Source organism: Noviherbaspirillum sp. (genome assembly GCF_035254685.1).
Taxonomy (GTDB): Bacteria; Pseudomonadota; Gammaproteobacteria; order Burkholderiales; family Burkholderiaceae_D; genus Noviherbaspirillum.
In genome coordinates, this window is the sequence record NZ_DATFAI010000041.1 from 91,226 (window position 1) to 117,718 (window position 26,493).

General features: G+C 63.2%; 20 protein-coding genes. 13 read left to right on the plus strand and 7 right to left on the minus strand.

All coding sequences use genetic code 11. The features are described 5' to 3' along the window. Nucleotides 1-30 precede the first annotated feature (30 nt). The 6 genes from VJ698_RS18050 (at nt 31) to VJ698_RS18075 (ending at nt 10,096) form a co-directional block, all read left to right on the plus strand. Nucleotides 31-1,191, plus strand: a complete 1,161-nt coding sequence (locus VJ698_RS18050; RefSeq protein ID WP_324104183.1) for a patatin-like phospholipase family protein — start codon at nt 31-33, stop codon at nt 1,189-1,191. A gap of 86 nt (nt 1,192-1,277) precedes the next feature. Next, nucleotides 1,278-2,258, plus strand: coding sequence for an aldo/keto reductase (locus tag VJ698_RS18055; RefSeq protein WP_324104184.1), 981 nt, complete (start codon nt 1,278-1,280; stop codon nt 2,256-2,258). A 290-nt stretch (nt 2,259-2,548) separates the two neighbouring features. Continuing rightward, complete coding sequence (locus tag VJ698_RS18060; RefSeq protein ID WP_324104185.1) at nt 2,549-4,693, plus strand: hydantoinase/oxoprolinase family protein; 2,145 nt, start codon at nt 2,549-2,551, stop codon at nt 4,691-4,693. Between the two features lie 11 nt (nt 4,694-4,704). Further along, nucleotides 4,705-7,029, plus strand: coding sequence for a hydantoinase B/oxoprolinase family protein (locus VJ698_RS18065; RefSeq protein ID WP_324104186.1), 2,325 nt, complete (start codon nt 4,705-4,707; stop codon nt 7,027-7,029). Nucleotides 7,030-7,061: 32 nt separating this feature from the next. Then, nucleotides 7,062-7,568 (plus strand): acetone carboxylase subunit gamma, encoded by a 507-nt coding sequence (locus VJ698_RS18070; protein WP_324104187.1) that lies wholly within the window; start codon nt 7,062-7,064, stop codon nt 7,566-7,568. A 509-nt stretch (nt 7,569-8,077) separates the two neighbouring features. Then, entirely contained in the window at nt 8,078-10,096 is a 2,019-nt protein-coding gene (locus tag VJ698_RS18075; RefSeq protein ID WP_324104188.1) for a sigma-54-dependent Fis family transcriptional regulator, read from the plus strand. A gap of 173 nt (nt 10,097-10,269) precedes the next feature. Here the strand turns inward: VJ698_RS18075 and VJ698_RS18080 are convergent, their stop codons facing one another. Continuing rightward, nucleotides 10,270-10,929 (minus strand): class I SAM-dependent methyltransferase, encoded by a 660-nt coding sequence (locus tag VJ698_RS18080; protein WP_324104189.1) that lies wholly within the window; start codon nt 10,927-10,929, stop codon nt 10,270-10,272. Between the two features lie 203 nt (nt 10,930-11,132). Here VJ698_RS18080 and ygiD point away from each other — a divergent pair, with 203 nt between their 5' ends. The 4 genes from ygiD to VJ698_RS18100 all read left to right on the plus strand — a co-directional run bounded on the left by ygiD (nt 11,133) and on the right by VJ698_RS18100 (nt 16,798). Next, complete coding sequence (gene ygiD, locus VJ698_RS18085) at nt 11,133-11,975, plus strand: 4,5-DOPA dioxygenase extradiol (RefSeq protein ID WP_324104190.1); 843 nt, start codon at nt 11,133-11,135, stop codon at nt 11,973-11,975. Nucleotides 11,976-12,203: 228 nt separating this feature from the next. Next, entirely contained in the window at nt 12,204-14,423 is a 2,220-nt protein-coding gene (locus VJ698_RS18090) for a two-component system response regulator (RefSeq protein WP_324104191.1), read from the plus strand. Between the two features lie 182 nt (nt 14,424-14,605). Next, nucleotides 14,606-15,985, plus strand: coding sequence for a chloride channel protein (locus VJ698_RS18095; protein ID WP_414691188.1), 1,380 nt, complete (start codon nt 14,606-14,608; stop codon nt 15,983-15,985). A gap of 96 nt (nt 15,986-16,081) precedes the next feature. After that, the gene (locus tag VJ698_RS18100) at nt 16,082-16,798 is read left to right on the plus strand and encodes a DUF2076 domain-containing protein (protein WP_324104193.1); all 717 of its coding nucleotides are present in this window, start codon (nt 16,082-16,084) and stop codon (nt 16,796-16,798) included. A 49-nt stretch (nt 16,799-16,847) separates the two neighbouring features. Here the strand turns inward: VJ698_RS18100 and VJ698_RS18105 are convergent, their stop codons facing one another. The 6 genes from VJ698_RS18105 to cysE all read right to left on the minus strand — a co-directional run bounded on the left by VJ698_RS18105 (nt 16,848) and on the right by cysE (nt 23,495). Next, entirely contained in the window at nt 16,848-17,636 is a 789-nt protein-coding gene (locus VJ698_RS18105; protein ID WP_324104194.1) for a metal ABC transporter permease, read from the minus strand. Beyond that, nucleotides 17,633-18,538 (minus strand): metal ABC transporter substrate-binding protein, encoded by a 906-nt coding sequence (locus VJ698_RS18110; RefSeq protein WP_324104195.1) that lies wholly within the window; start codon nt 18,536-18,538, stop codon nt 17,633-17,635. Before VJ698_RS18110 ends, VJ698_RS18105 begins: the two co-directional genes overlap by 4 nt. 9 nt (nt 18,539-18,547) lie before the next feature. Continuing rightward, nucleotides 18,548-20,005, minus strand: coding sequence for a hypothetical protein (locus VJ698_RS18115; RefSeq protein ID WP_324104196.1), 1,458 nt, complete (start codon nt 20,003-20,005; stop codon nt 18,548-18,550). Between the two features lie 69 nt (nt 20,006-20,074). After that, nucleotides 20,075-20,392 carry a hypothetical protein gene (locus tag VJ698_RS18120; protein ID WP_324104197.1) on the minus strand — a complete coding sequence of 106 codons (318 nt, stop codon included), beginning with the start codon at nt 20,390-20,392 and terminating at the stop codon, nt 20,075-20,077. A 117-nt stretch (nt 20,393-20,509) separates the two neighbouring features. Then, nucleotides 20,510-22,387 (minus strand): diguanylate cyclase, encoded by a 1,878-nt coding sequence (locus VJ698_RS18125; protein WP_324104198.1) that lies wholly within the window; start codon nt 22,385-22,387, stop codon nt 20,510-20,512. A 268-nt stretch (nt 22,388-22,655) separates the two neighbouring features. After that, a complete protein-coding gene (gene cysE / locus VJ698_RS18130; protein ID WP_324104199.1) occupies nt 22,656-23,495 on the minus strand; it encodes a serine O-acetyltransferase in 840 nt (279 codons plus the stop codon). Nucleotides 23,496-23,796: 301 nt separating this feature from the next. Here cysE and VJ698_RS18135 point away from each other — a divergent pair, with 301 nt between their 5' ends. The 3 genes from VJ698_RS18135 (at nt 23,797) to VJ698_RS18145 (ending at nt 26,350) form a co-directional block, all read left to right on the plus strand. Beyond that, nucleotides 23,797-24,267, plus strand: a complete 471-nt coding sequence (locus VJ698_RS18135) for a metallophosphoesterase family protein (protein ID WP_324104200.1) — start codon at nt 23,797-23,799, stop codon at nt 24,265-24,267. 119 nt (nt 24,268-24,386) lie between these two features. After that, entirely contained in the window at nt 24,387-25,922 is a 1,536-nt protein-coding gene (locus tag VJ698_RS18140; RefSeq protein WP_324104201.1) for a multicopper oxidase domain-containing protein, read from the plus strand. After that, nucleotides 25,919-26,350: a hypothetical protein gene (locus VJ698_RS18145; protein ID WP_324104202.1), complete on the plus strand. Its 432-nt coding sequence runs from the start codon at nt 25,919-25,921 to the stop codon at nt 26,348-26,350. Before VJ698_RS18140 ends, VJ698_RS18145 begins: the two co-directional genes overlap by 4 nt. The last annotated feature ends 143 nt before the right edge of the window (nt 26,351-26,493 follow it).

Genomic DNA, 26,493 nt, shown 5'->3' on the forward strand with positions numbered 1-26,493 from the left:
CAATGCCGTTTCCCTCGCAATCGCATGCCCATGGATGCAAGGATAAAACCGGATGGCGCCAGGCCGCGCGTGGTGCTGGTGCTGCAAGGCGGAGGCGCGCTCGGCGCCTATCAGGCCGGCGTCTACCAGGCGCTGCATGAACATGCATTGACGCCGGACTGGGTGGTCGGCACCTCCATCGGCGCCATCAATGCGGCGCTCATCGCGGGCAACGAGCGCTCGGTCCGCCTCACCCGGCTGCACGCCTTCTGGGATGAGGTGGCGCACAACGACCTGATCGACATGCGCCGCGTTCCCGATGCGGCGCGGCGCCTGAACACCATGCTGACCACCATCGACTCGGTCACGCGCGGCGTGCCGGGTTTCTATGCGCTGCGCTGGCTCAACCCGTTCTTCGCCGGCCTTCCCGTGCCGCCGGAAAGCGCCAGCTTCTATGACACCAGTCCGCTCGAGGAAACCCTCACCCGCCTGGTCGACCTCGAATGCATGAACGATTGCAGCGGCATCCGCCTGACGGTAAGTGCGATCAAGGTGACCTGCGGCCTTCTCGAGAATTTCGATACCGCGCATCGCCATGTCGGCATCCCGCACGTGATGGCCAGCGGCGCCTTGCCGCCCGGCTTTCCTCCGGTGCGCGTCGACGGCGAACTCTACTGGGACGGCGGCCTGTATTCGAATACGCCGCTGGAAACCGTGCTGGCCGACGAGCCGCGCGTCAACACGGTCTGCTTCATGGTCGACCTGTGGAGCCCGCAAGGTCCGGAGCCGATGACGCTGGAGCAGGTACACACGCGCCAGAAGGACGTGCTGTACGCATCGCGGTCGCGCCGCCATATCGATGCCTACCTGCGCGGGCACCGGCTGCGGCGTCTGGTGCGACTGCTGCGAGAGAAGGTGCCCGACGACATGCTAAGCGCGGAGGAACGCGCGGAGCTGGACAAGGTCGGCACCGACAGCACGATTCATATCGTTCGGCTCGCCTACGCGGGGCGCGACTGGCAGATGGCCTCGAAGGACATCAACTTCTCGCGTGGCTCAATCGAGTGGCGCTGGGAACAGGGTTACAAGGACGCCTGCCGCGCGATCGAGCACGGCGCCTGGCGCGCTGATGCGCCGGAAGGTGCCGGTGTGCTGGTGCATGAGCTTGTGCCCGCATCGATGCGCGCGTGCGAGGAACAGCGGCGCCGGTAGTCCCTCAAGGCAGGAATTCCCGTTTGCGCATAGCATAGCGGTGCAGCCCGTCATCCCATTCTGAACAACAAGAAAAGGAAGCCATCATGGACATCATCAAATTCGGCCGCACCGGCATGGATGTCTCGCGCCTGTGCCTCGGTTGCATGAGCTACGGCGAGCCGCAGCGCGGCTCCCATCCCTGGACGCTGAACGAGGAGCAGAGCCGCCCCTTCATCAAGAAGGCGCTCGATCTCGGGATCAATTTTTTCGACACCGCCAACATCTATTCGGATGGTACCAGCGAGGAAATCGTCGGCCGCGCGCTGAAGGATTACGCCTCGCGCGACAACGTTGTCATCGCCACCAAGGTGCATGGCCGCATGCATCGCGGACCGAACGGACAGGGCTTGTCGCGCAAGGCGATCATGGCGGAGATCGATGCCAGCCTGCGTCGGCTCGGCACCGACTATGTTGATCTTTATCAAATCCATCGCTGGGATTACAAGACGCCCATCGAGGAAACCATGGAAGCGCTGCATGACGTGGTCAAGGCCGGCAAGGCGCGCTACATCGGCGCGTCCTCCATGTATGCGTGGCAATTCTCCAAGGCCCTGCATGTCGCCGAGATGAATGGCTGGACGCGCTTCGTCAGCATGCAGAACTATCTCAACCTGCTGTACCGTGAAGAAGAACGCGAGATGCTGCCGCTGTGCCGCGCGGAAGGCATCGCAGTGATTCCATGGAGCCCGCTTGCGCGCGGACGCCTCACGCGCGACTGGGATGAGCAAAGTGCCCGCATGGAAACGGACGAGTTCGGCAAGGGGCTTTACCTCAACACTGCGAACGAAGATCGCAAGGTAGTCGAGCGGGTCGCCGAGATCGCGAAGGAGCGCGGCGTGCCGCGCGCGCAGATCGCGCTCGCGTGGGTCCTGCAGAAGTCGCCTGTCACCGCGCCCATCGTCGGCGCAACGAAGATGCAGCATCTCGACGAGGCCGTCGCGGCGCTGTCCATCAATCTCACCGTGGAAGAAATCGAGCGCCTGGAAGAGCCCTACGTGCCGCACGCGGTGGTCGGCCACAGCTAATCATCTTTCCTCGCGGTCGCTGCAGCAAAGGCAGCGACCGCCCTTCTTCCGTAGTTCGGAAATCGAACGCTTCGGACGTCCGGATTCTGGACGTCGCACGCAGCCTCCCCTCCCCTGTCTTTTCTCCCGTTCGCGCCAAGCCTTTGAGCGATAAGGGAATTTCACAAATCACCTTTGCTGGCACAGCGCTTGCGAAATACGGCTCGAACCATCGTGGTCAATGCGGTGTGTTTTGGTTACGGCGCCGTGTTACGGCATCCGTGAGAGACAACAACGGAAGGAGATAGGCTATGCAAGTGCAATCACAAGTGCAGGTGATGGGTATCGATGCCGGCGGCACGATGACCGACACCTTTTTCGTTCGCTCCGACGGCCGCTTCGTCGTCGGCAAGGCGCAGAGCAATCCCGAGGATGAATCGCTCGCGATCTTCAATTCCTCCAAGGATGCGCTAGCGCACTGGAAGCGCGACGTCGATGATGTGTACCCCGAGCTGCTGACCTGCGTGTATTCCGGCACGGCCATGTTGAACCGCGTGGTGCAGCGCAAGGGCCTCGATGTGGGCCTGATGGTCAACAAGGGCTTCGAGCATGTGCACTCGATGGGACGCGCCATCCAGTCCTATCTCGGCTATGCGCTGGAAGAGCGCATCCACCTCAACACCCACCGCTATGACGAGCCGCTGGTGCCGCTGTCGCGCACCCGTGGCGTGACCGAGCGCACCGACGTGCAGGGCGAGGTCGTGGTACCGCTGCGCGAAAATGAAGTACGCCAGGCCACGCGGGAACTGGTGGCAGCGGGATCGAAGGCCATCGTGATCTGCTTCCTGCAGTCGCACAAGAATGGCAGCAGCGAGCAGCGTGCCCGCGATGTCGCGCGCGACGAACTGAAGAAGATGAACTGCGACATCCCGGTGTTCGCCTCGGTGGACTACTATCCGCAGCGCAAGGAAAGCCATCGCATGAATACCACCGTGCTGGAAGCCTATGCGGCGGAACCGTCGCGCCAGACATTGAAGAAGGTCAGCGACCGTTTCAAGAAGCACGGCGCGAAATTCGACCTGCGCGTGATGGCGACGCACGGCGGCACCATCAGCTGGAAGGCCAAGGAACTGGCACGCACCATCGTGTCCGGCCCGATCGGCGGCGTGATCGGTTCCAAGCTGCTGGGCGAAGCGCTGGGCTATGACAACATCGCCTGCTCCGATATCGGCGGCACTTCCTTCGACATGGCCCTGATCACCAAGGGCAATTTCGCGATCGCTTCCGATCCGGACATGGCGCGCCTGGTACTGTCGCTGCCGCTGGTGACGATGGATTCCGTCGGCGCGGGCGCGGGCAGCTTCGTGCGCCTCGATCCCTACAGCGGCGCGATCAAGCTCGGCCCCGACAGCGCCGGCTACCGCGTCGGCACCTGCTGGCCGGAAAGCGGACTGGATACGGTGTCGGTGTCCGATTGCCACGTTGTGCTCGGCTACCTCAATCCGGACAACTTCCTCGGCGGTGCGATCAAGCTCGACGTCGACCGCGCGCGCCAGCACATCAAGCAGCAGATCGCCGATCCGCTCGGCCTGTCGGTGGAAGATGCGGCGGCCGGCGTGATCGAACTGCTCGACCTGCAATTGCGCGAGTACCTGCGTTCCAACGTCAGCGCGAAGGGTTACAACCCGACCGACTTCGTCTGCTTCTCCTACGGCGGCGCCGGCCCGGTGCACACCTACGGCTACACCGAAGGGCTGGGCTTCAAGGACGTGATCGTGCCGGCCTGGGCGGCGGGCTTCTCGGCCTTCGGTTGCGCCTGCGCGGATTTCGAATACCGCTACGACAAGAGCGTGGACCTGGCCGTGCCGCAGCATGCCAATGATGCCGATAAGGTGCAGGCTGCGCAGACCATCCAGAACGCATGGGCCGACCTGGCTGCCAAGGTGATCGAGGAATTCAAGATCAACGGCTTCAAGGCGGAAGACGTGATCCTGCGCCCCGGCTATCGCATGCAGTACATGGGCCAATTGAACGACCTCGAGATCAGCTCGCCGATTGGCAGTGCCGCGACCGCGAAGGACTGGGACAAGATCGTCGATGCATTCGAGGAAACCTATGGCCGTGTGTACGCCAGTTCGGCACGCTCGCCGGAACTCGGTTTCTCCGTCACCGGCGCGATCATGCGCGGCATGGTGATGACCCAGAAGCCGGTGCTGCCGGAAGATCCGGAAGGCGACAGCAAGCCGCCGAAGGAAGCGCACATCGGCACCCGTCCGCTGTATCGCGGCAAGCAGTGGCATGAAGCGGTGCTGTGGAAGATGGAGTCGCTGAAGCCGGGCAACGTGATCGTCGGCCCCGCCATCATCGAATCCGATGCCACCACCTTCGTCGTGCCGCGCGGCTTTTCGACCACGCTCGACAAGCATCGCCTTTTCCACCTGAAAGAAGTCAAGTAAGGAGACAGACCATGAATATGATGTCCAGCAAGGAAGTCGGCTTCGCCGACCTGCTCAAGACCGGCCAGACGTTGAAGGAATTCCGCGACGGTATCCTCGAACGCACCGCTGCAACGGGCCACTACAACGGCCTGGAGCGCCTCGAATTCCGCGAGAAGGATCCGATCCATTACGAGAAGCTGTTCTCGAAACTGCGCGGCGGCCTGGTGCATGCGCGCGAAACCGCGAAGAAGATCGCGGCCAGCCCGATCGTGGAGCAGGAAGGCGAACTGTGCTTCACGCTCTACAACGCCGCCGGCGACTGCGTGCTGACCTCGACCGGTATCATCATCCACGTCGGCACCATGGGCGCGGCGATCAAGTACATGATCGAGAACAACTGGGAAGCCAATCCCGGCATCAATCCCGGCGATATGTTCACCAACAACGACTGCTCGATCGGCAACGTGCACCCGTGCGATATCGCCACTATCGTGCCGATCTTCGCGCAGGGCAAGCTGGTCGGCTGGGTCGGCGGCGTCACGCACGTGATCGATACCGGCGCAGTCACGCCGGGCTCGATGTCCACCGGCCAGACGCAGCGCTTCGGCGACGGCTACATGATCACCTGCCGCAAGACTGGCGTGAACGACACGCCGCTGCGCGACTGGCTGCACGAAAGCCAGCGCTCGGTGCGCACGCCGAAGTACTGGATCCTGGACGAGCGCACCCGCATCGCCGGCTGCCACATGATCCGCGACCTGATCGAGGAAGTGATCGAGGAAGAAGGCCTGGAAGCCTATGAGCAGTTCTCCTACGAAGTGATCGAGGAAGGACGGCGCGGCCTGCAGACCCGCATCAAGGCGATGACGCTGCCGGGCAAGTACCGCAAGGTGGCCTTCGTCGACGTGCCTTATGCGCATGAGGATGTGCAGACCTCCAACGCCTTCGCCAAGCTCGATTCCATCATGCACTCGCCGGTGGAAATGGAGATCCGCAAGGACGGCTCCTGGCGCCTCGACTTCGAAGGCGCGAGCCGATGGGGCTGGCACTCCTACAACGCGCACCAGGTGGCCTTCACCAGCGGCATCTGGGTGATGATGACGCAGACTCTGGTACCGACCCAGCGCATCAACGACGGCGCCTACTTCGGCACCGAGTTCCACCTGCCCAAGGGCAGCTGGATGAATCCGGACGACCGCCGCACCGGGCACGCCTATGCATGGCACTTCCTGGTGTCGGGCTGGAGCGCGATGTGGCGCGGGCTGTCGCAGGCTTACTTCAGCCGCGGCTATCTGGAAGAGGTCAATGCCGGCAATGCCAACACCTCGAACTGGCTGCAGGGCGGCGGCATCAACCAGGACGGTGACATCCATGCGGTCAACAGCTTCGAAGCCTCGTCCTGCGGTACTGGCGCCTGCGCGATCAAGGATGGCCTGAATCACGCGGCGGCGATCTGGAATCCCGAAGGCGACATGGGCGACATCGAGATCTGGGAAATGGCGGAGCCGCTGCTCTACCTGGGCCGCAACGTGAAGACCAACTCCGGCGGCTACGGCAAGTATCGCGGGGGCTGCGGCTTCGAAACGCTGCGCATGGTGTGGAAGGCACAGGACTGGACCATGTTCTTCATGGGCAACGGCTACATGAACAGCGACTGGGGCCTGATGGGCGGCTATCCGGCAGCGACCGGCTATCGCTTCGAAGCGCACAAGACCGGCCTGAAGGAGCGCATCGCCGCCGGCGACACGCTGCCGCTGGGCGCGGACGCGAATCCGGATCTGCCGGATTACGAGAACCACCTGAACGCGGGTGCGACCGTCAAGCGCGACAAGCAGTGCATGACCACCGAGGACTGCTACGACAACTACGACCTGTACCTGAACTACCTGCGCGGCGGCCCGGGCTTCGGCGATCCGCTCGACCGCGAGATCGATGGCATCGAGCGCGACCTGAACAATGCGCTCTTGCTGCCGGAGTATGCGCAGAAGGTATACGGCGCAGTGGCGAAGAAGGACGCCAACGGCATCTACACGGTCGATGCGAAGAAGACTGCGTTGATGCGCCTGGAGATCCGCAAGCAGCGCCTGGCGCGTTCGCAACCGACGCGCGAATGGATGAAGGGCGAGCGCGACCGCATCCTGGTCAAGCACGCCTCGACGCAGGTGCAGCACATGTTCGCCTCCAGCTTTGGCATGTCGACGAAGTTCGAGCAGCAGTTCCGCAAGTTCTGGGATCTGCCGGCCTCCTGGACGCTGACCGAGGATGAACTGGATGTGCCGACCTACGGTTCGAAGTTCCGCATGGACCTGTCGCAGATGCCCGATGTCAAGACTGTCGTGCTGGTCGAAGAGTAATCCGGCCCACACTACACACGAAAGGAAGCAAGATGTCTACGTACACAAGTGAACAAATCAAGAACCTGGTCGATGGCAAGCTGGACTGGGACACCACGTTGCGCATGCTGTCGATGCCGAAGGACGGCGACCGTTTCCGCATGTATGTCGATACCCTCCAGAAGAAGCTGGGCTGGAACGATCGCATCGTCCTGCCACTGGGCCCGCACATGTACATCGTGCAGCAGGCCAAGACGAAGAAGTGGGTCACGCAATGCGACTGCGGACACGTATTCTGCGACTACCGCGAGAACTGGAAGCTGCACGCGAACGTCTATGTGCGCGATAACGAGGAAGCCATGACGGAGGTGTATCCGCGCCTCATGGCGCCCGACACCAGCTGGCAGGTATACCGCGAGTACTACTGCCCGGAATGCGGCACCATGCATGACGTGGAAGCACCGACCCCATGGTATCCGGTGATCCACGACTTCGAACCGGACATCGAGGCATTCTACAAGGAATGGGTGAAGCTGCCAGTGCCTGAGCGGGTGGATTGATGTAAAACCCTTGTCCACGGAAAGCACGGAAAACACGAAAAAGTAGCAGCAGGAAACGGGCAACGTTCGTTTCCTGCCCGGGTCCCGAGTGGGGCGCGCCTAGTGCTTTTCGTGGACGAATGTGACTGAAGCATGACTTCAGTGGTTCGATTGCCGGCCGTTCGATTTTCGGACGGCCGTTTTGTTTTCGGACGTTTTATGTTGTTGTAGGTGGGAATTTTCGGGGCGGATGCCGGGATGGATGCCCCAAGCCGGCCATGCGATTGAGAGAGAGAAGGCCTGTCATGGCCGACGCACTAAGCCATCGCGCGGTGCTTGCACCCCTTCTCTGGCACATGCCTTGCTCAGTTGTCATCCCAACATCTTTTGATCAATACGGCAGTCGGATGATTGGAGTAGGATAAGGCGACAAGATGCCCGGGTACTTGCCCAAGGGCACGCCATCAAGCAGTCAGGGAGTGAACAAATCTAGAGAGCCCGGAACACCCGGGCCAAAGAGGAGATACGGAATGCAAGAGACAGGCACTCCGATGGACTGGTTTTCCCGTCCGGATCACGATGCCGATATCCTTCTGGCATGGGAACACCTGATCAGCGGCAAGGCAGAGCGCGCAACCGACCTGCGTGGTGTGATTGACGATTCCTGGCGACGTTGCCTGAGCAGCCGCGTCGACCCCACGGCTGACCGCGCGCCGCCGCCCCTGGATGAAAGCCGCCTGATGGCCTGTCGCGCGAAGAATGCGCGCCTGCTCGATGCCAGCAAACCGCTGATCCAGCAGACACGCGATATCCTCGCGCAGACCGGCACCATCATGCTGCTCACCGATCCCGAAGGCGTGATCCTGCAGCTCGAAGGCGATACGCGCATCGTCGGCCCGGCCAGCGAAGTGCGCCTGATCCCCGGCAGCAACTGGACCGAATTCAACGCCGGCACCAATGCGATCGGCACCGCGCTCACACTGCAGCAGCCGGTGCAGATCCACGGTGCCGAACATTTTTGCGCCGGCATCAAGCGCTGGACCTGCTCGGCCACCGTGATCCGCGATCCGCTCGATGGCGGCATACTCGGCGCGATCGATGTATCAGGGCTGGCGCATACCTACAGCCAGCACAGCCTCGCGCTCACCGTCTCGATGGCGGGACGGATCGAAAGCCGGCTGGCCAAGCTCGCCATGGAGCGCCGCCTGCGCCTGCTGGACCGCTGCATGGCCTATTGCGCCTCGGGTCGCGACGATGCGGTGCTGGTGCTGGATGACCGCGGCCGCCTCGTCAAGGCCAATCCCAAGGCGGCGTCAGTGCTGGCGCGGCTGGGCGTGTCGGAACAGGTGAACAGCACGCTTCCCATCGCCAGCCCGGACGCACTGGCCGGCCACGACGCCGCGAAGCTCGGCCCGGAATGGCTGCGCCAGGCGCGCATCGAGACCATCCGCGAAAACGGCGAGGTGCTCGGCTTCCTCGCCGTGATCCCGGCACCTGCCTACCGCTCGACACAGTTGTCCGCCGACGCGGTCAAGGTGCGCGACCGTGCGCAGCCGGCGTTCTCGCGCATCATCGGCAACAGCCCGGTGCTGCGCACGGCAGTGCAGAAGGCGCAGCATCTCGCGCCGTCAAAAGTCCCGGTGCTGCTGCTCGGCGAAACCGGCGTCGGCAAAGAACTGTTCGCGCAAGGCATCCACCAGGCGAGCGCTTGTGCAGACGGCCCCTTCGTCGCACTCAACTGCGGCGGACTGTCGAAGGACCTGCTGGCCAGCGAACTGTTTGGCTATGCGGAAGGCGCCTTCACCGGCGCACGCAAGTCGGGCGCGGCCGGCAAGATCGAGGCCGCCAACAAGGGCACGCTGTTCCTCGACGAGATCGGCGAAATGCCGCTCGAGATCCAGCCGCACCTGCTGCGCGTGCTGGAAGAAGGCGAGATCTACCGCCTCGGCGAGAACACACCGCGCAAGGTGAGCTTCCGCCTGATCGCGGCGACGCACCGCAACCTGAAGGACGACGTCGCGCAGGGCAAATTCCGCATGGACCTGTTCTACCGCATCGCCGTCACCAATGTGCTCATCCCGCCGCTGCGCGAGCGCAAGGCCGACCTGCCGGCGCTACTGGCTTATTGGCTGAGCCACCTGTGCGAACGCTACGGCCTGCCCGCCGCCTCTTTCGACGACGAAGCCTATGCCAGCCTCGCGAACTACGACTGGCCGGGCAACGTGCGCGAGCTGCGCAACGTGATCGAAAGTTCGCTGCTGATGGCACAGGGCAGTGTGATCACGCCGGACAGCCTGCCGCCCGAGATTGTCGCGTCCATGCAGGCTTCGGCCTGCGCGCCACAGCCCACGGGCCTGCCCGCCGGCGGCAAAGTCTGCTCGCTGGAAGCCGCGGAGGCCGAATCGATCCGCAGCGCGCTGACCTTCAGCGGCGGCAACCTCACCCGCGCCGCAGCCCAGCTCGGCATCGCAAAGAGCACGCTGTACCAGAAGATCCGGAAGTACGACCTGGATCGTGCGGTGAGCGAGACGCGGCACAGACTTTCGTAGGGCGACGCGGATAGAAGGGATTCATTGACCTGCTGAAAAACCTTGTCCACGGAAGACACGAAAAACACGGAAAAATTCTTGTTGATTTTGATGTCGTTGATGTCGTTGATGTTTTCCGTGTTTTCCGTGTTTTCCGTGGACATCTATAGCGCTCCGACCAAGAGCGTCTCGTGTCAGCGCTTCCTTGCCAGCGTCAGGCCGTCGCCGATGGGTACCATGGAGAGGTCGATGCGCTGGTCCTGGTGCAGCTTGCGGTTGAAGTCCTGGATCGCGGCGGTGTCCTCGTCCGTCGCCGGCTCGGCGACGCGCCCGCCCCATAGCACATTGTCTACCGCGATCACGCCGCCGGTACGCAGCAGGCGCAGGCAGCGCTCGTAATAGGCGTCATAGCCGGTCTTGTCGGCGTCGATGAAGGCGAAGTCGAACGCGCCCTCCTGCCCTTGTGCGATCAGGTCGTCCAGCGACTCTAGCGCCGGCGCGATGCGCAATTCAATCTTGTGCGCGACGCCGGCCTTGTCGAAATACGTCCGCGCCACATCGGTGTATTCACGGCTGATGTCGCAGCCTGTCACGCGTCCGTCTTCCGGCAGCGCCAGGGCGACCGCAAGCGCGCTGTAGCCGGTGAACACGCCGACTTCCAGCGTGCGCCGTGCACCGAGCATCCGCACCAGCAGCGCCATGAACTGACCCTGCTCCGGCGCGATCTGCATGTTGGCGAGCGGATGGCGGTGGGTTTCCGCGCGCAGTTCCGCGAGAACCGGGTGCTCGCGCAGGGATGCGTCGAGCAGGTATTGATACAGCGCGTCGTTCAGATCGATGGTGCGGTTCGACATGCTTGCCTCTCCGATGCTCTGCAACAGCGGGCGCTGAAACAAATGCGCCGTGGATCTATACTTTCAGTCATCGACTAACCGGGCGGGCCGTTTCCGCTTGTCATGGCGCAAGGCCCGTCATGGCACTCTGCCCGACACTACACGTATCGCGGCCGCGCCGCTTGTGACAGCACAAGGAGTAGCGCGCCTTTCAGAGGAACAACATGCCACAGCCAACTCCTTCCCGCATGCCGGCCGTTTTCCTCGGCCATGGCAGTCCGATGAATGTCCTTGAGGACAATGCCTATACCCGCGCATGGCAACAGATCGCCGCGGGCATGCCGAAACCGAAGTCGATCCTGTCGATTTCGGCACACTGGACCACGCGCGGCACGCACGTCACGGCTACAGAGGAGCCGGCGACGATCCATGATTTCGGCGGCTTTCCGCAGGCGCTGTTCGATATCCGCTATCCCGCCCCCGGCTCGCCGGCACTGGCATCGCGCGTGCGCGAACTGCTCGCGCCGGTCGAGGTACAAGCCGACCAGTCCTGGGGCCTCGACCATGGCACCTGGGGGCTGCTGGTGAAAATGTTTCCGGATGCCGACGTGCCTGTCGTCCAGCTCAGCATCGACGCCACTCGTCCCCACCGTTTCCATTTCGAGATGGGCCAGCGCCTCGCCCCGCTGCGCGATGAAGGCGTGCTCATCATGGCCAGCGGCAACGTGGTGCACAACCTGCGCATGATGAACTGGAACGGCGGCGCCGCCCATGACTGGGCCGAACGCTTCAACAACGCGGTGCGCGACTGCTTGCTGAGCGGAGATGTCGAGCGCCTGGCTGACTATCCGCAATGGGGACCGGACGCGCACCTGTCTGTGCCCACGCCCGAACACTTCCTGCCGCTGCTCTACATCCTCGGCGCACGGCGTGAAGGCGAAACGGTTTCGATCCCGGTGGACGGCATCGAACTCGGGGCCATCAGCATGATGAGCGTGATCGTCGGCGACGGTGGTGCGGCCGGCGTGGCAGGCGCTGAAGAAAAGAAAGAGTTCCTCGGGACATGAATACCTGAACTCGCTTCCCTGCCGTCCGTCTAATTTGCATTGCCGTTTGCGGCACGCCCCTGCAAAACTTTATTGCTGCGTGCATTGCATCGTGCATCGCTGCATGCATCTATATCGCAGGGCTTGCCCGATCTCCAGACCAGCGCCATTCAATACCATGCGCACCGCCACGCTCCCCTCTTTCCACGGTGTCTTTTCGCACCTCGCCTGCGGCATGGAGCGTGCGGCATGAACCAGGCCAGCTCTGCACCGCGCACTGGCGCAAGCATCCTCATGGTGGACGACACGACGTCCCATCTCGCGCTGCTGGCGCATGTGCTGGAGGATCATGGCTATCGGACGGTGGTGGCGCAGGGAGGAGAGGAAGCCCTGCAGCGTGCCCGCCTCGTGCATCCCGACCTGATCCTGCTGGACGCCATGATGCGGAAGATGGACGGTTTCGAAGTCTGTCGCCGGTTCAAGTCGGAAGAAGGCTTGCGCGACATCCCCGTCATCTTCATGACCGCGCTGGGCGATTACAGCAGCAAGCGGCGCGGCTTTGATGCCGGCGCGGCCGATTACATCACCAAGCCCTTTCATGTCGAGGAAGTGCTCGCGCGCATCGGCACGCAACTGGCGCTTCGTTCCCTGCAGCAGATGCTGGGCGAAAAGAATCGCGAACTGGAAAAGGAAGTCGGGCTGCGCCGCCAGATCGAATCGCACCTGCAGCACGCCTACGAGATGCTGGAGGAGCGTGTCGGGCAGCGCACGGCCGAAGTGGAGCGGGCGAATGCGCGCATCCGGCGGCTGGTGGAATCGAACCTTGTCGGTATCTATTTCTGGCGCATGGATGGAAGGATCACCGAAGCCAATGATGCATTCCTGAACCTGCTCGGCTATACGCAGCAGGACCTGAAGGCAGGAAAGGTGCTGCTGGCGAACATCTTGCCGCCGGAATTCGTGCAGCAGGCCCGGCGCGCACTGGAAGAGCTGAAAGGGAAGGGAATCTCGACGCCCTTCGAACGGGAATACCTCCACAAGAATGGCAGCCGGGTGCCGGCACTGATCGGCGCCGCGCTGCTCGACGAATCGCAGCAGGAAGGCATCGCCTTCGTGCTGGATATGAGCAGGCACAGACAGGCCGAAGAGCGCATCCGCTACATGGCCGACCATGACGCGCTGACCGGCCTGCCCAACCGCACCCTGCTGCAGGACCGGCTGCAACAGGCCCTCGCACAGGCGCATCGCAACGATCACCAGGTCGCCGTTCTGTTCATCGATATCGACTACTTCAAGCACATCAATGATTCGCTCGGCCACCAGGTCGGCGACGGCCTGCTGCAGATGGCAGCCGGGCGGCTGCTGTCCTGCGTGCGCGAAGGCGACACGGTGGCGCGCCCGGGCGGCGACGAGTTCGTGCTGGTGCTGCCGCTGGTCGATGATGCATCCGATGTCGCCGTGGTGGCGCGCAAGGCGCTCGATGTGCTGGCCGAGCCTTATCATTGGGGTGGCCACGACCTGCATGTGTCCGGCAGTATAGGCATCAGCGTCTATCCGGATGACGGCAACGATGTCGCGACGCTGATGCGTGCCGCCGACACGGCGATGTACTACGCGAAGGAGAAAGGCCGCGGCAATTACCAGTTCTTCACGCCCTCGCTCAACCGGGCCGCGCAGCACAGGCATGCGATGACGAATGCGCTGCGGCACGCGATGGCGAAGGAGGAGCTCGTCCTGCATTACCAGCCGCAGGTGGACCTGGAAACCGGGAAGATATTTTCCGCCGAAGCGCTGCTGCGCTGGCGCACGTCCCCCGGCAAAGGCCCGATCGCCTGCAACGAGTTCATCACGATCGCGGAAGAGACCGGCCTGATCCTGCCCATCGGCGAGTGGGCCTTGCGCGAAGCCTGCAGGCAGTTGCGCAAGTGGCACGAGCTCGGTTTCCCCCGGCTGGTGGTAGCGGTCAACTTGTCGCCGCGGCAGTTCTTCCAGCCTGGCTTCCACGGAAGCATCCAGCGCATCCTCGACGAAAACGGCGTGTCGCCCGAGAACGTCGACCTGGAAATCACGGAAAGCATCCTCATGCAGCGCACCGAGGACAACATGTCCACGCTGCACGCCTTGAGCGATATGGGCATCAAGCTGTCCATCGACGATTTCGGCACCGGATACTCCAACCTCGCCTACCTGCAGCGCTTTCCGGTCGACGCCCTGAAGATCGACCGTTCCTTCGTCAGCGGCATCGGCGAGAACCCAAGCGACACGGCACTGGTCACGGCCATCATTTCCATGGCGCAGAGCCTGCGCCTGAAGGTGCTGGCGGAAGGCGTGGAGACGCCGGAACAAGTCAGGTTCCTGCGATCCCACGGCTGCCTCGCGGCGCAAGGCTATTACTACGGCCCGGCCGTGTCCGCCGACACGCTGACGGAACTGCTGCGCAGGCAGGATTCGCGGGCCGCACACGCCTGATGGCGTGAAGCGCAGCGCGGGACTGGGGGCTGCGTGCTACACTCGCTTGCGCGCCAGAGCGCTGTGCCGCCCGCACCGTGCACGCATTCGTCCGGCGGCGCGAATTCCATCAGTACCCTCCCCTTCGGCAGCGGCCGGTCATGCCGGCACGCGGCGCACTTCGCCGGGGATGCGAACGGTGAATCCAATTGATTGAAAAAATAAAGAACCAGGTAAAGCTTTCCGTGGCCAAAAGAGTGCGGCAGACGGGAAGGATTTCACGGCACACTCTCCGCTACGCGATTTTCCTTGGCGGCGCTTCCTGCGTCGCGCTCGTTTCACTTGGCTTTGCGCGGCTCGCGGAACTGATGCTCGAATGGAACACACGTCTTTTCCATGCGCACTGGTGGCTGGCATTCCTGGTGCTGCCCTTCGGCCTTGCCGGCCTGCGCTGGCTGACGATCCGCTACGCGCTCCAGGCGCGCGGCAGCGGCATTCCGCAGATCATTGCCTCGATGACCCTGCCTGCCGGCAGCCGGGCGCAGGCCGTGCTCGTCTCGCTGCTCCAGTCGCTCTGGAAAATCGTGCTCACCGCCGCCGGGCTGCTCTTCGGCGCCTCGATCGGCCGTGAAGGCCCGTCGGTGCAAGTGGGTGCCGCCGTGATGTGGGCGTGGGGCGATTTCTGGCACGAGAAAATGCGCATGGGCCCGGGTTTCCGCTCCGAGGCCCTGATCGCGGCGGGCGCGGCCGGCGGCCTGGCTGCGGCATTCAACACGCCGCTCGCGGGCGTCGTGTTCGCGATCGAGGAACTGGGGCGCGGCAGCGCCGTGCGCTGGGACAGGATCGTGCTGTCCGGCGTGCTCACCGCCGGCTTTCTGTCGCTGGCGCTGTTCGGCAATTATTCTTATTTCCGCCTTGACGCACCGATCCTGATCCTGAACGGCGCATGGGCCGCGGTCATCGCCTCGGCGCTGGCCGGGGGCGTCTTCGGCGGCCTGTTTTCCAGCACGCTCATTCGCGGCATACCCGGCCTACTGCCGAACCGTTTCCGCAGCCTGCCCGCGCAGTATCCGATCCGTTCCGCCTTCTGCTGCGGCCTGGTCGTCGCCATGCTCGGCGTGCTGGCCGGCGGCACCACCTACGGCACGGGCTATGAACAGGCCTCGTCGCTGCTGAACGGCCATGTCGCGGACAACCACTTCTTCGGCATCGCAAAATGGGCGGCCACCGTCGTGTCCTACTTTGCTGGCATACCCGGCGGCATTTTCACGCCGTCGCTGGCCATCGGCGCCGGCATCGGCGACTACGTGGCGCTGCTGTTGCATGGCATCGCCGAGCCGCGCATCCTGGTGCTGCTGTCGATGGCCGCGTTCCTCGCGGGCGCGACGCAGGCGCCGATCACCGCCAGCGTCATCGTCATGGAGATGACCCACGGCCAGGACACCATGCTCTACCTGCTGGCCGCAACGCTGATCTCATCCTTCGTATCGCGCCAGTTCAGCCCGCATCCGTTCTATCACGCAGTGTCCAAGCATTTCAGGCGCGAAGCGGTTGCCATCGAGGAAAAGCAGAAGGAGTCCTGAGCCTGCATGAGCCCATCCTGTTACGCGATGTAACGTCCCCTTGAATTCAGTGCCGCAAACGCAATATGTGGTGAGAGCCTTATCAAGGAGAATGTAATGAATGCGCAGGAAACCCAGATTCTGCAGGACTTTCTCAACCAGCTTGCACAGGTGCGCGGGGTCAACAAGGACCCGCAGGCTGAAGCGATGATTTCACGCGCACTTGCCCAGCAACCGGATGCCGCCTATCTCCTCGTGCAGCGCGCGATCCTGCTCGAGCAGGCATTGAACAATGCCAAATCGCGCATTGCACAACTGGAAGGCGAGCTGCAAACCGCACGCGCAGGCCAGGGCACGAGCGGCAGCTTTTTCGACGACGTCGCATCCGGCTGGGGACGAAGCGCCACCAGCGCGCCCACCACGCATGCCGCTCCGGCGGGCAGCACGATGCCGCCATCGCACCCCGGGTACGCGCAACCCGGCTATACGCCACCGCCAGTGGCAACGGCATCGCGCCCCGGATTTTTCGGCGGCAGCGGAGGCAGCTTCCTCGGCAACATGGCGGCGACGGCGGCGGGCGTGGCCGGCGGCGCCTTCCTGTTCCAAGGCATCGAGAACCTGCTGGGCCATCACGGCTCAGGCTTCATGGGGCATGATCTGCTGGGAGGCCAGCCGACCGAAAACCTCACCGTCAACAACTTCTATGAAGGCGATGGGCAAGGCAACACACAGCCGCGCGATGTCGCTGACAATGATTCATCCTCCGACAACAGCTTCGACGATGTGAACAACATCGACGTCGATAATTTCGACGACGACACCACGTCGATCTGATCCGATCCTGCGCAGCGATGCGGGCCTGCCTCGCTGCGCAAGCGCAACATCAATAGCCTTCCACCACCGGCATTTTCCGGTCGCGCAGGGCGGCCGGCCCGAGACCATACACCGCGACGGCGAGCACCGCCAGGCACCAGACGATCAACGCGCCGGAAGGAAGGTCGTACACCGTCGATATCACGAGTCCCGCTGCATAACCGCCAATACCGACTGCATAGGCGATCGGCAGGCGCCGCGATGCCGAATAGTTGCGCACCGCGAGGCCGGGCACGATGAGGCTGGCGAACACCAGGTAGACGCCGACGAGCTGCACCGAGATCGTGACTGCCAGCGCGAACAGCAGGTAGAACGCAAGCCGTCCGAGGTGGTTGTGAAAGCGGAAGATGACGAAGGCGATCACGGCGGTCGCGATCGCCGGCATGAGCAGCTGATCGTAGCGCACCCACAGGATCTGCCCTGCCAGCAGGTCGCGCAGGTGTTCGCCACCATGCGGATTGTGCGCGAGAAGCAGCAGGCTGCCGGTTGCGGCGAGGACAAAGACCACGCCGATCTGCGCCTCCTGCACTTCCGGCCAGCGCCGCTCGGTCCAGGTCAGCAGGAAGGCGCCCAGCACGGCCGCAATGCCGGCCGCCACCTGCACCGCCCAAGCCTGCTCGAAATCCGCCATCCCGGCGACGATCACACCGAGCGCGGCGATCTGCGCGATCGCGAGGTCGATGAACACGATCCCGCGCCGCAGCACCTGCGCACCCAGCGGTACGTGCGTGGCGAGGACCAGCAGGCCGGCGAGGAAGGCGGGCCCGATGATGGAAAAATCGATGGCATCAGCATTCATTTGGATGCCTCCAGGAGGCGACGCAGGCTATCGTCGAACAGGCCGAACAGGTCCTTCGCCGCATCACTGCCGCCCACTGTGAAGGGCAGCGTCACTGCTGGAATGTGGGCGTGCTCAGCCAGCCATTGCGAGGGCCGGGCGTCCTGGTAGGCTGCGCGGATGACCATCTTCGCCGGCTGGCGCTGCAGCTGGGCGACCAGCTCGGACAGGTGCGCTGCGCTCGGCTCCACGCCCGGCTTCGGTTCGAGTGTTCCCACTTCACGCATCCCGAGCCAGCTCAGCAGATAGATCATGTTCTTGTGATGGACCACCACCGGCGTGCCCTTGAGTGGCGCCGCCTGCTGCTCCCACTTCTTCATCGCAACCGTCCAGCGGCCGGAAAAGTCCTTGTAGCGCGACTGGTAGAAGGCTGCATTAGGCGAGTCGATCTCGCTCAGGCGCTTGACGAGCGCATCGGCGACGCGCGCGATGTTGCGCGGGTCCTGCTGGATGTGCGGATTGCCCGACGCATGCACATCGCCCTGGCTGCGGTCGACATGGGTTGGCACTTCCAGCCGCGGCACGACGCTGCCGGCCTCGAAGTAGCCGGGCTGGCCGGGCATGATCCTGGCGTTGCCGGATTGTTGCAGCAGGACCGGCAGCCAGCCGGTTTCCAGCTCCAGCCCGGTGCATACCAGCAGGTCGGCGTTGCGCGTGCGCGCAATGAGGCTCGGCCGCGCTTCGATGCGGTGCGGATCCTGCATCGCGGTGGTGGCACTGGAAACCTTCACCTTGTCGCCTCCGATTTCGGTGGCAAGCGATGCCCACTCGGGTTCGCAGGCGAGGATGTTGACGGTGGCGAATGCCGGCGATGCGACGATAGCCGCAAGCGCCGCGATCAAACCGAAAAGAATTTTTTTCATGTCGGGCTCCTAGAAGCTGTGGGCGCCGTGCGCGCCCAGGCTCATGATGTATTGCAGGAAAACTTCGTGGTCAGTCGCTTCTGGGCGTGAGCGGTCGCGTGCGAGCTGCAGGCGGAAGCGGCTGAACTCGGAGGGCGAGTAGTCGAACATGATGCTGGTGCGCGCCGGATTGTACGAGGCCAGTTGCCGGAAGTCCGCGTTCGACAGCGCGCCGCCGTTCACCAGACCGATTGCCGGCATCCCGGAATGCAGCCGGTCGTAGCGCAGCCCGGCGCGCCACATCGGCATGAACTGGTAGACAGCTTGCGCATACCATCCCGATTGCGCACTGGCGTAGCCGCCGGCGGCGGTGCCAAGCGATTGCGCCAGCGTGTCGTAGGTCAGCGTGCCGCTTTCCTTGCGATGGAAGTATTCACCCTGCAGCTTGAAGTTGGTCTGCGTCGCGTTGCCGTTGGGCGCCCATTTGTACACGGCATCCGCAATCCACATGTTGGCGTGGCCGCTGATGGCGTTGCGCACGCTCGCACCCGTGCGGTCGGTGTCGTCGTAGGGTCGGTTGCTGGCGCCGGTGCGCAGGAAGGACAGGCCGGCACGCCAGCTTGCGCTGTCGCCGATGTCATCGCCCAGGTGCGCGAACAGTGCCGCCGAGCCGATGCCGTTCTTGTTGCGGTCGTTGCCGGGAAAGGCGGCGCCGCTGCCGGCTTCCGCGCCAAGTTCGAAGAAGCGATCGGTCGGCGCAAGCCACTTGAGCTGCAGCCCGTCCGGCTTGAACTGGCCGCCAAAGAAGGCCTGGTAGGCCAGCGGCGCATCGACGAAGTCCCAGACATGCGCATGCTGGCCGTTCAGGTAGCCGACCGAAGACAGGAAGCGGCCGCCGCGCAGGTTCACGCCGCTCGACAGGCCCTTCGTTTCGAAGAAGGCTTCCTCGACGCTCATGGTGTTGTCGGGGGACAGCGCAAAGGTCAGCTGCCCCGCAAAGCGCGGATCGACGTTGGCGCGCAGCGTCAGCTCCGATTCGCCGAGGTTCAGGCCGCGCTTGCCGGGGCCGATTTCCTCGCCGCCGGGCACGAAACCCTGGATGCGGTATCGCTGCGGATCCTGCGAGAGATTGGCGTACGTGCCGCCGAGAATGAGGGACACCTCGGGATTGAAGGCGCTCGCGCCCGCGGCTGCCACCGTCGCTGGAGCCGGGGCTGGAACTGGAACTGGAGCTGGAACTGGAGCTGGAGCAGCTTGTGCGGCCTGCGTGGACTGTGCCTGCGCTTCCGCGGCCTGCAGGCGTTCTTCAAGCGCGCGGATGCGCGTTTCGTAATCCTGCTTCATCTGCCGGATCTCTTCGCGCATCTGCGCCAGCTCCGGGGCGCTGGCCGCCGGAGCGCCAGCCGCAAATGCGGGCGCGGCGGGCGCGCACCATGCAGCCAGGCTGGCGACGGCCACTGCCGACGCCAGGACGGGTCGTTTCATCATGTTCTATCCTGATTCAGAAATAGGGATCGGACCGGCACATTGCGGGCCGGCGACCAGGCAATACAGCAATCAGGCGTGGATGGGAGGAGCGCGCGAATCGAAGGCGCGCGGAACGGGAGGGAGTTGCGCAACGAGCGGGATGGCGATCCCTGTCTCGGCCGGCGCAGCCAGCAGGGGAACCTGCGGCGGCGAACCGACAAGACCGGCACCGATCGCAGCGAAGGCCAGGCACTGCTCGCACTGCAGTTCCGCCGGCAGCTGCTTGTCCTGCACCTTGCCTGACGCCGCCGCCGACGACAGGTGCGAAATCGCGTGCGTGATTCCCAGCTGCTGCGAAAGCAGCAGGAGCACGAAGGCGAATTGCGCAAGGACGCGACGGGCGTTCATGTCAATGAAAGGTGCGTAGATGAAAGGAGCTTAGAGTAAAGACGAAGTGGCAATACGGCAAGTATGTACCAAAAGTATGCTACGCATTATAACAAGCGCTAGCAGGCGCACGCCCCGCTACACTTGCGATAACCCGCATTTCGTGACGACGCAGTTCCGTCCCGCAGCCTTCGCCTGATACAGGGCCATGTCCGCACGACGCAATACATGTTCCGCTGCAACATCCAGCCCTTCCAAAGTGGCAACACCAATGCTGACTGTCATCTGGATCGTCACCTCGTCGAATTGCAAGGGCGTTTCGCGCAGGCTTGAACACAGTCGCCGGGCGAACAGTTCGGCAGCCTCCAGGTTCGTTTCCGTCAGCACAACGGCAAACTCCTCCCCACCGAGACGTCCGACGAAATCGGTCTGCCTCGCCGTGCTGCGCAGAATCTGCGCGAAATGTCTCAGCGCGGCGTCGCCAACGGCATGGCCGAAGGCATCGTTGACACGCTTGAAATGGTCCAGGTCTGCCATCAGCACGCAGACGTTATTGCCTGGATAGCGCACGGCGCGTGCCATTTCGCCCTCCAGCAGGGCAAGGAACTGGCGCCGGTTGCAAAGTCCTGTCAAAGGATCCGTGGTGGCCAGGTTCTGCAGCGCGTTCTCCAGTTCCTTCCTGTCCGAAATGTCCGTATGCGTACCGACCATGCGCCGGGGAGCGCCGTGGTCGTAGCGCTGGATCACCATGCCGCGAGCCAGCACCCATTTCCAGTTACCGTCCTTGCACTGCATGCGTTGTTCGCTGGCGAAGAAACCGGTCTCTCCACTGAAGTGTGCGTTGATATTGCGCATCACCTGTGGCAGGTCTTCCGGATGCACCCGGCACTTCCATTCCTCGAGGTCGCTGCCGATTTCGCCGGGTCGATAGCCGAGCATAGCCTTCCACCCATCCGAAAAATCGACCCGGTTCCGCTCGATGTTCCAGTCCCATACCCCATCGCCGACGGCTTCGAGCGCGACGCGCCAGCGTTCCTCGTTCGTGGCGAGTTCGCGATCGGCCCGTTGCCGCTGCCTGATCGCGATCAGCTTCAGATATCCTGTCAACAGCAGCAGCGCGGTGCCGACGATGCCGGCGAACATGGAGCGCGACTTCTGCCGCTCGTATGGTGCCGAGATGGCCTGCATGGAAGATCCGACGGAAACGACAAGCTGATGTCTTTCGAGCTTGCGCCAGGCGTACAGCCGTTCGATGCCGTCCACTTGCGAAATCTTCTGGAAGATGCCGGCCGTCGCCGACAGCCTGTCGAGGAAAGGCGAGTGCGTGATGTTCCGGCCAAGCGCAAGGTCGGGCACCGGAAAGCGCGCGAGGATCTCGCCGTTTCCGCGCATTAGCGAGACGGCGCTGTCCCGTGGAAGTGCAATCGAGCGGTAGAACCGATAGAAATATTCGGGGGACACGGAAAGCACCATCACACCGTCGAACCTGTCGTTCCTGTCATAGATGGGGCGCGTGAACTGCACGGACCAGCGCCCCGAGACACGGCCCAGCACGGGCTTGCTGATGAAGAGTTCGTCGCTGCTTCGCAGGCGATGGACGCGGAAGTGCTCGCGGTCGCCAAGATTCACAGGTCTTGATGGCTGGTCGATGCTGGAATAGACCAGCATGCCGTCAGCGTCGATGACTGCGACCTGAAACCCCACTTCCCGCTCCAGGTAGTCCTGCCGATGACGTACCACGGCCGAGAAGCGATCCCGGTCGGCTTCCCAGTGCTCGCGCAGGTCCTGCAGCGTGAGGTCGATCATCCTGACGGACGCTTCGATTTCCTTGGCGAAGGCTAGCGCGAGATTGGTCAGGTCGTTGCGGCTCCTGGCGAGCGACTCCTCGCGACCACGTTCAAGATCGAACCAGATCGCGCCCCACAGGACAGCAATCAGCGCGCCGACAATTGCCAGAAGCTGAAAAGATGGCGAAACCCTCGAAACCCTTTGTAGTTTGTGGAAAATCTTGCGCATGACCGGTTCGGATTCCTTCTCTCTCCGGCACAGCAAAGCGACCTGTCGGCAATGCGCGCCGGATGCGAGATAAATTGATCCCGGTCATTTTAGTTGCAGTTTTGAAAAAAAATTCCGAGGAAATCGGCGAATTTCGCTGGATTTTGCCCTCGGATAATTCGCACCGGCTGCAATGCTGCATTGTGTAAAGTCGCATTAACAAGTGCTGACAGAATCATCAGCTCGTCTTGAACCGGCGGTTTCGCGCCAGCATGCAACCAGCGGTCATTCAAAGCGTCTGGTCCATCTCCACCGAGGGACAGCTTTCCGGCCGATGATGCCGCACGACGCGCGCAGGCACGCCGGCCACCGTGCAATGCGGCGGTACCGGCTTCAATACCACGCTGCCGGCCGCAACCTTGCTCATCGTTCCCACTTCGATATTGCCGAGGATTTTTGCGCCTGCGCCGATCATCACGCCTTGGCGGATCTTCGGATGGCGGTCGCCATGCTCCTTGCCGGTACCGCCGAGGGTCACGTTCTGCAGGATCGAGACCTTGTCCTCGACCACCGCGGTTTCGCCGATCACGATGCCGGTGCCGTGGTCGAGCATGACGCCGCTGCCGATGCGCGCGGCCGGGTGGATGTCGACCGCAAACACCGCGGAAGCCTGGTTCGACAGCGCAAAGGCGAGCTCGGTGCGTCCCGCCTGCCACAACGCATGCGCGATGCGATAGGTCTGCAAGGCGTGGAAGCCCTTCAGGTTGAGCAGCACATGCAGCGAGTCGGGGCATGCCGGATCACGCTCCCTGACGGCCGCCAGGTCGTCCGTGACTTGCGCAAGGATGAGCGGCTGGTCGCGCAGGATGTCTTCCATCAGGGCGTGCAGCGCGGGCTCCTGCAGGTCTTCGCAGGCCAGCCGGCGCGCGAGCACGGCCGCAATGATCGATGCCGGTGCAGCCAGCGACAGCACTAGCGAGTTCACGCGCATGCGCAGCATCGGCTCGCGCCGGGCGACAGCCTGCGCGGCATCGCGAATGCCGCGCCAGATCGCGCCCTCGTCCCCGGTCGCCGATGGGACCAATGCAACGCGGGGCGCTGCGTGGATAATCTGGGCTTCAGCTTTCATGGCAGTCCTCTCGCTTGCGGCCTGGCCGCATGAAACATGCACGAAACAAAATGGCCGCAGGTTTTTCAACACTGCGGCCATTGGAATCTGACGAAAAACGCGCACGCTAGTCGGCAAGCCCCTCCGGCCGCCGGCAACAACACATCAGCAATGAAACAACTGGCTCGCGCATACGTCAAAATGGAAGAATAAGAAACTGAATGGATGGCAACACCGTGCGCCTTCACGTCAGTCCCAGCCATTAAAGCATATTTTGCAGATCTCGGCGCAGGGCGTGCGCGCCCCACCATTATTCAAGGACATGAATACACAACGCATAGGCCTGATCGCGGACACGCATGGATTGCTGCGGCCGGAAGCGCTGCTGGCGCTCAAGGGCGTGGACCTGATCATTCACGCCGGCGACATCTGCGACGCAAAGGTATTGCAGACGCTACGGGAGATTGCGCCGGTGGTTGCGGTGCGCGGCAACAACGACCGTGGTGCCTGGGCCGAAGCGTTGGCGGAAAGGGAAACGCTGGACATCGGCGGCGTGAAGATCCACGTGGTGCATGACATCGCCGACCTCGACCTCGATCCGAAAAGCGCGGGCATCGACGTAATCATCAGCGGCCACTCGCATCGGCCCTCCGTGAAAAGGGAGGGCGGCGTGCAGTACGTCAATCCCGGCAGCGCAGGGCCGCGTCGCTTCAAACTGCCGATCTCGCTCGGCTTTCTTCATATCAAGGACGGCAGCGCCCGTATCGAATTGCAGGCACTGGAAGTGGATTAGCGGCGCAGGATCAATTCCGGCACGACGATTGCATCGAAGCGTGGCCGAAATTCTCGATGGATATGCCACGCCTTTCCGCATGGTAACGTAATGTCTTCCATCGCCCGAAAAGGACTTTCATGAACGCAATCGTCTTGCCGCGCTTCGCATCCCTTGCATCTCTCACTGCCGTGCTCAGCCTTGCACTGCTTACAACCGCCTGCGGCGAAAGAGCCTCGACATCGTCCGCGCAAACCAGCGCTCCTGCCGCGCCAGCGCAAGCCTCCTCCCCCGCCGCCTCGCGCTACGATACGGCGAAGATGGATCTCAAGCCGGCGCCCGCCAAGGTCACCTCAGAGCGGCACAGCGGCGTCTACGCCGAAGGCAGCGCGCTGAGCACGACGGCAGCGCTGAAGCCGCTGGATCCGTCGCCGGTGAAAACGATCCGCCTCGACACCACGCACAAGATCATCGAAATCGCGCCGGGCGTGCGCTTCAGCGCCTGGACCTTCGGCGACCAGGTGCCGGGCCCGACAGTCCACGCCAGGGTGGGCGACCGCATCAAGTTCTCGATGACCAACCGCAGTGACGAACCGGTGCCGGGCCCGAGGATGACGGCAGCTCCTATGATGCATTCGATGGACTTTCACGCCGCGATGGTGTCGCCGGAGGACAAGTACCGCTCGATCGCGCCCGGGCAGACCATCGAATTCGAATTCACGCTCAATTACCCCGGCGTCTTCATGTACCACTGCGGCACGCCGATGACGCTGGAGCACATCGCCTCCGGCATGTACGGCGCGGTCGTGGTGGAGCCGCGCGAGGGCTACCCGACCAAGGTCGATCGTGAATACGTCATCATCCAGAGCGAGTTCTACGTCAAGCCGGCCCCGGGCAATGCCAAGGTGGAAGGCGTGCCGCTGTATGTGCTGGACGGCGACCGCCTGCGCAATGCGCAGTCGACGTATACCGTGTTCAACGGCGTGCACAACGGCATGATGCGCAATCCGCTGCCGGTGAAGGCCGGCGAGCGGGTGCGCCTGTATGTGCTGAACGTCGGCCCCAGCAAGACCTCCAGCTTCCACGTGGTCGGCACCATCTTCGATCGCGTCTGGATGGAAGGCAATCCCGACAACCAGTTCCGCGGCATGCAGACGGTGCTGCTCGGCTCCTCCAACAGCGCGATCGTAGAATTCATGATCCCGGAAGAAGGTTCCTATGTGATGGTCGACCATCACTTCGCCAATGCATCGCAGGGCGCGGTCGGCCTGCTGAGCACCGGCGCCGCCGGCGAGAATGCCACGGAGCACCACAACATCGCCGCCTCGCCGACGCCGACCGATCCCGACGCGGCGCAGGCGAAACTCCAGTTCGAATCGAAATGCCTCGCCTGCCATGCGCTGGTGGGCGGTCGCGGCAAGAAGATCGGCCCCGACCTGGCCGGCGTGACCAAGCGCCGCAGCGACGACTGGCTGCGCCGCTGGCTGAAGTCGCCCGAGGACATGCTCGCCACCGATCCGGATGCGAAGGCATTGCTGAAGGAACACAACAACCTGCCGATGCCCAACCAGAACCTGTCGGACAAGGAAATCAACGGTCTCATCAAGTATTTCCATTGGGTCGATTCGAATCCGGCTACGCCCGCACCGGCCGCTGCGGGGCAAGGAAAATCATGATCCGGAGAATCGTTGTCGCGCTGGCGCTTGCGACGTCCTGCACCGCAGCGCTGCCTTGCGGCCACTGCGTCGAAGACAAGGTGGCGGTGGTCTATGACCATGCGGAACTGTTGCGCGCCGAAGCGGCGCACCATCACGTCGCCTTCTGCGCGATCGAGGGCAACCTGCCGCCCGGCGAGGCCACTCAACATGACCTGACGCGCGCAGCCGAGAGTGCGCAGGGCGTGGACCACGGCAGCGTGCGCGTGTCCATCGACAACCCCGCCCTGGCTTTTACTTTCGATCCCTCGCGCACCTCGGTGGAGCGTGCCGTCAAGTCGATGAACAGGAAACTATCATCGCTCGGCGTGCGCTTGGAGCCGGTGCGGGTGATGGAACGTACGGCCGAGCTGAAAAATGTCGACAGTGCAAAAACTTCCGGCCCTTGAAAAAAGTGCCGCGTAAGAATTGCAAGGAACGGTAAAAAGCACCCGGCATCCAGGGCGATGCCGGAGCGTTCTGCTGCCCTGATCCGGCGGCCACCCCAATATGTATGAGGCGGCGGCGATACCGGCTTGCCCCAAGGATCGTG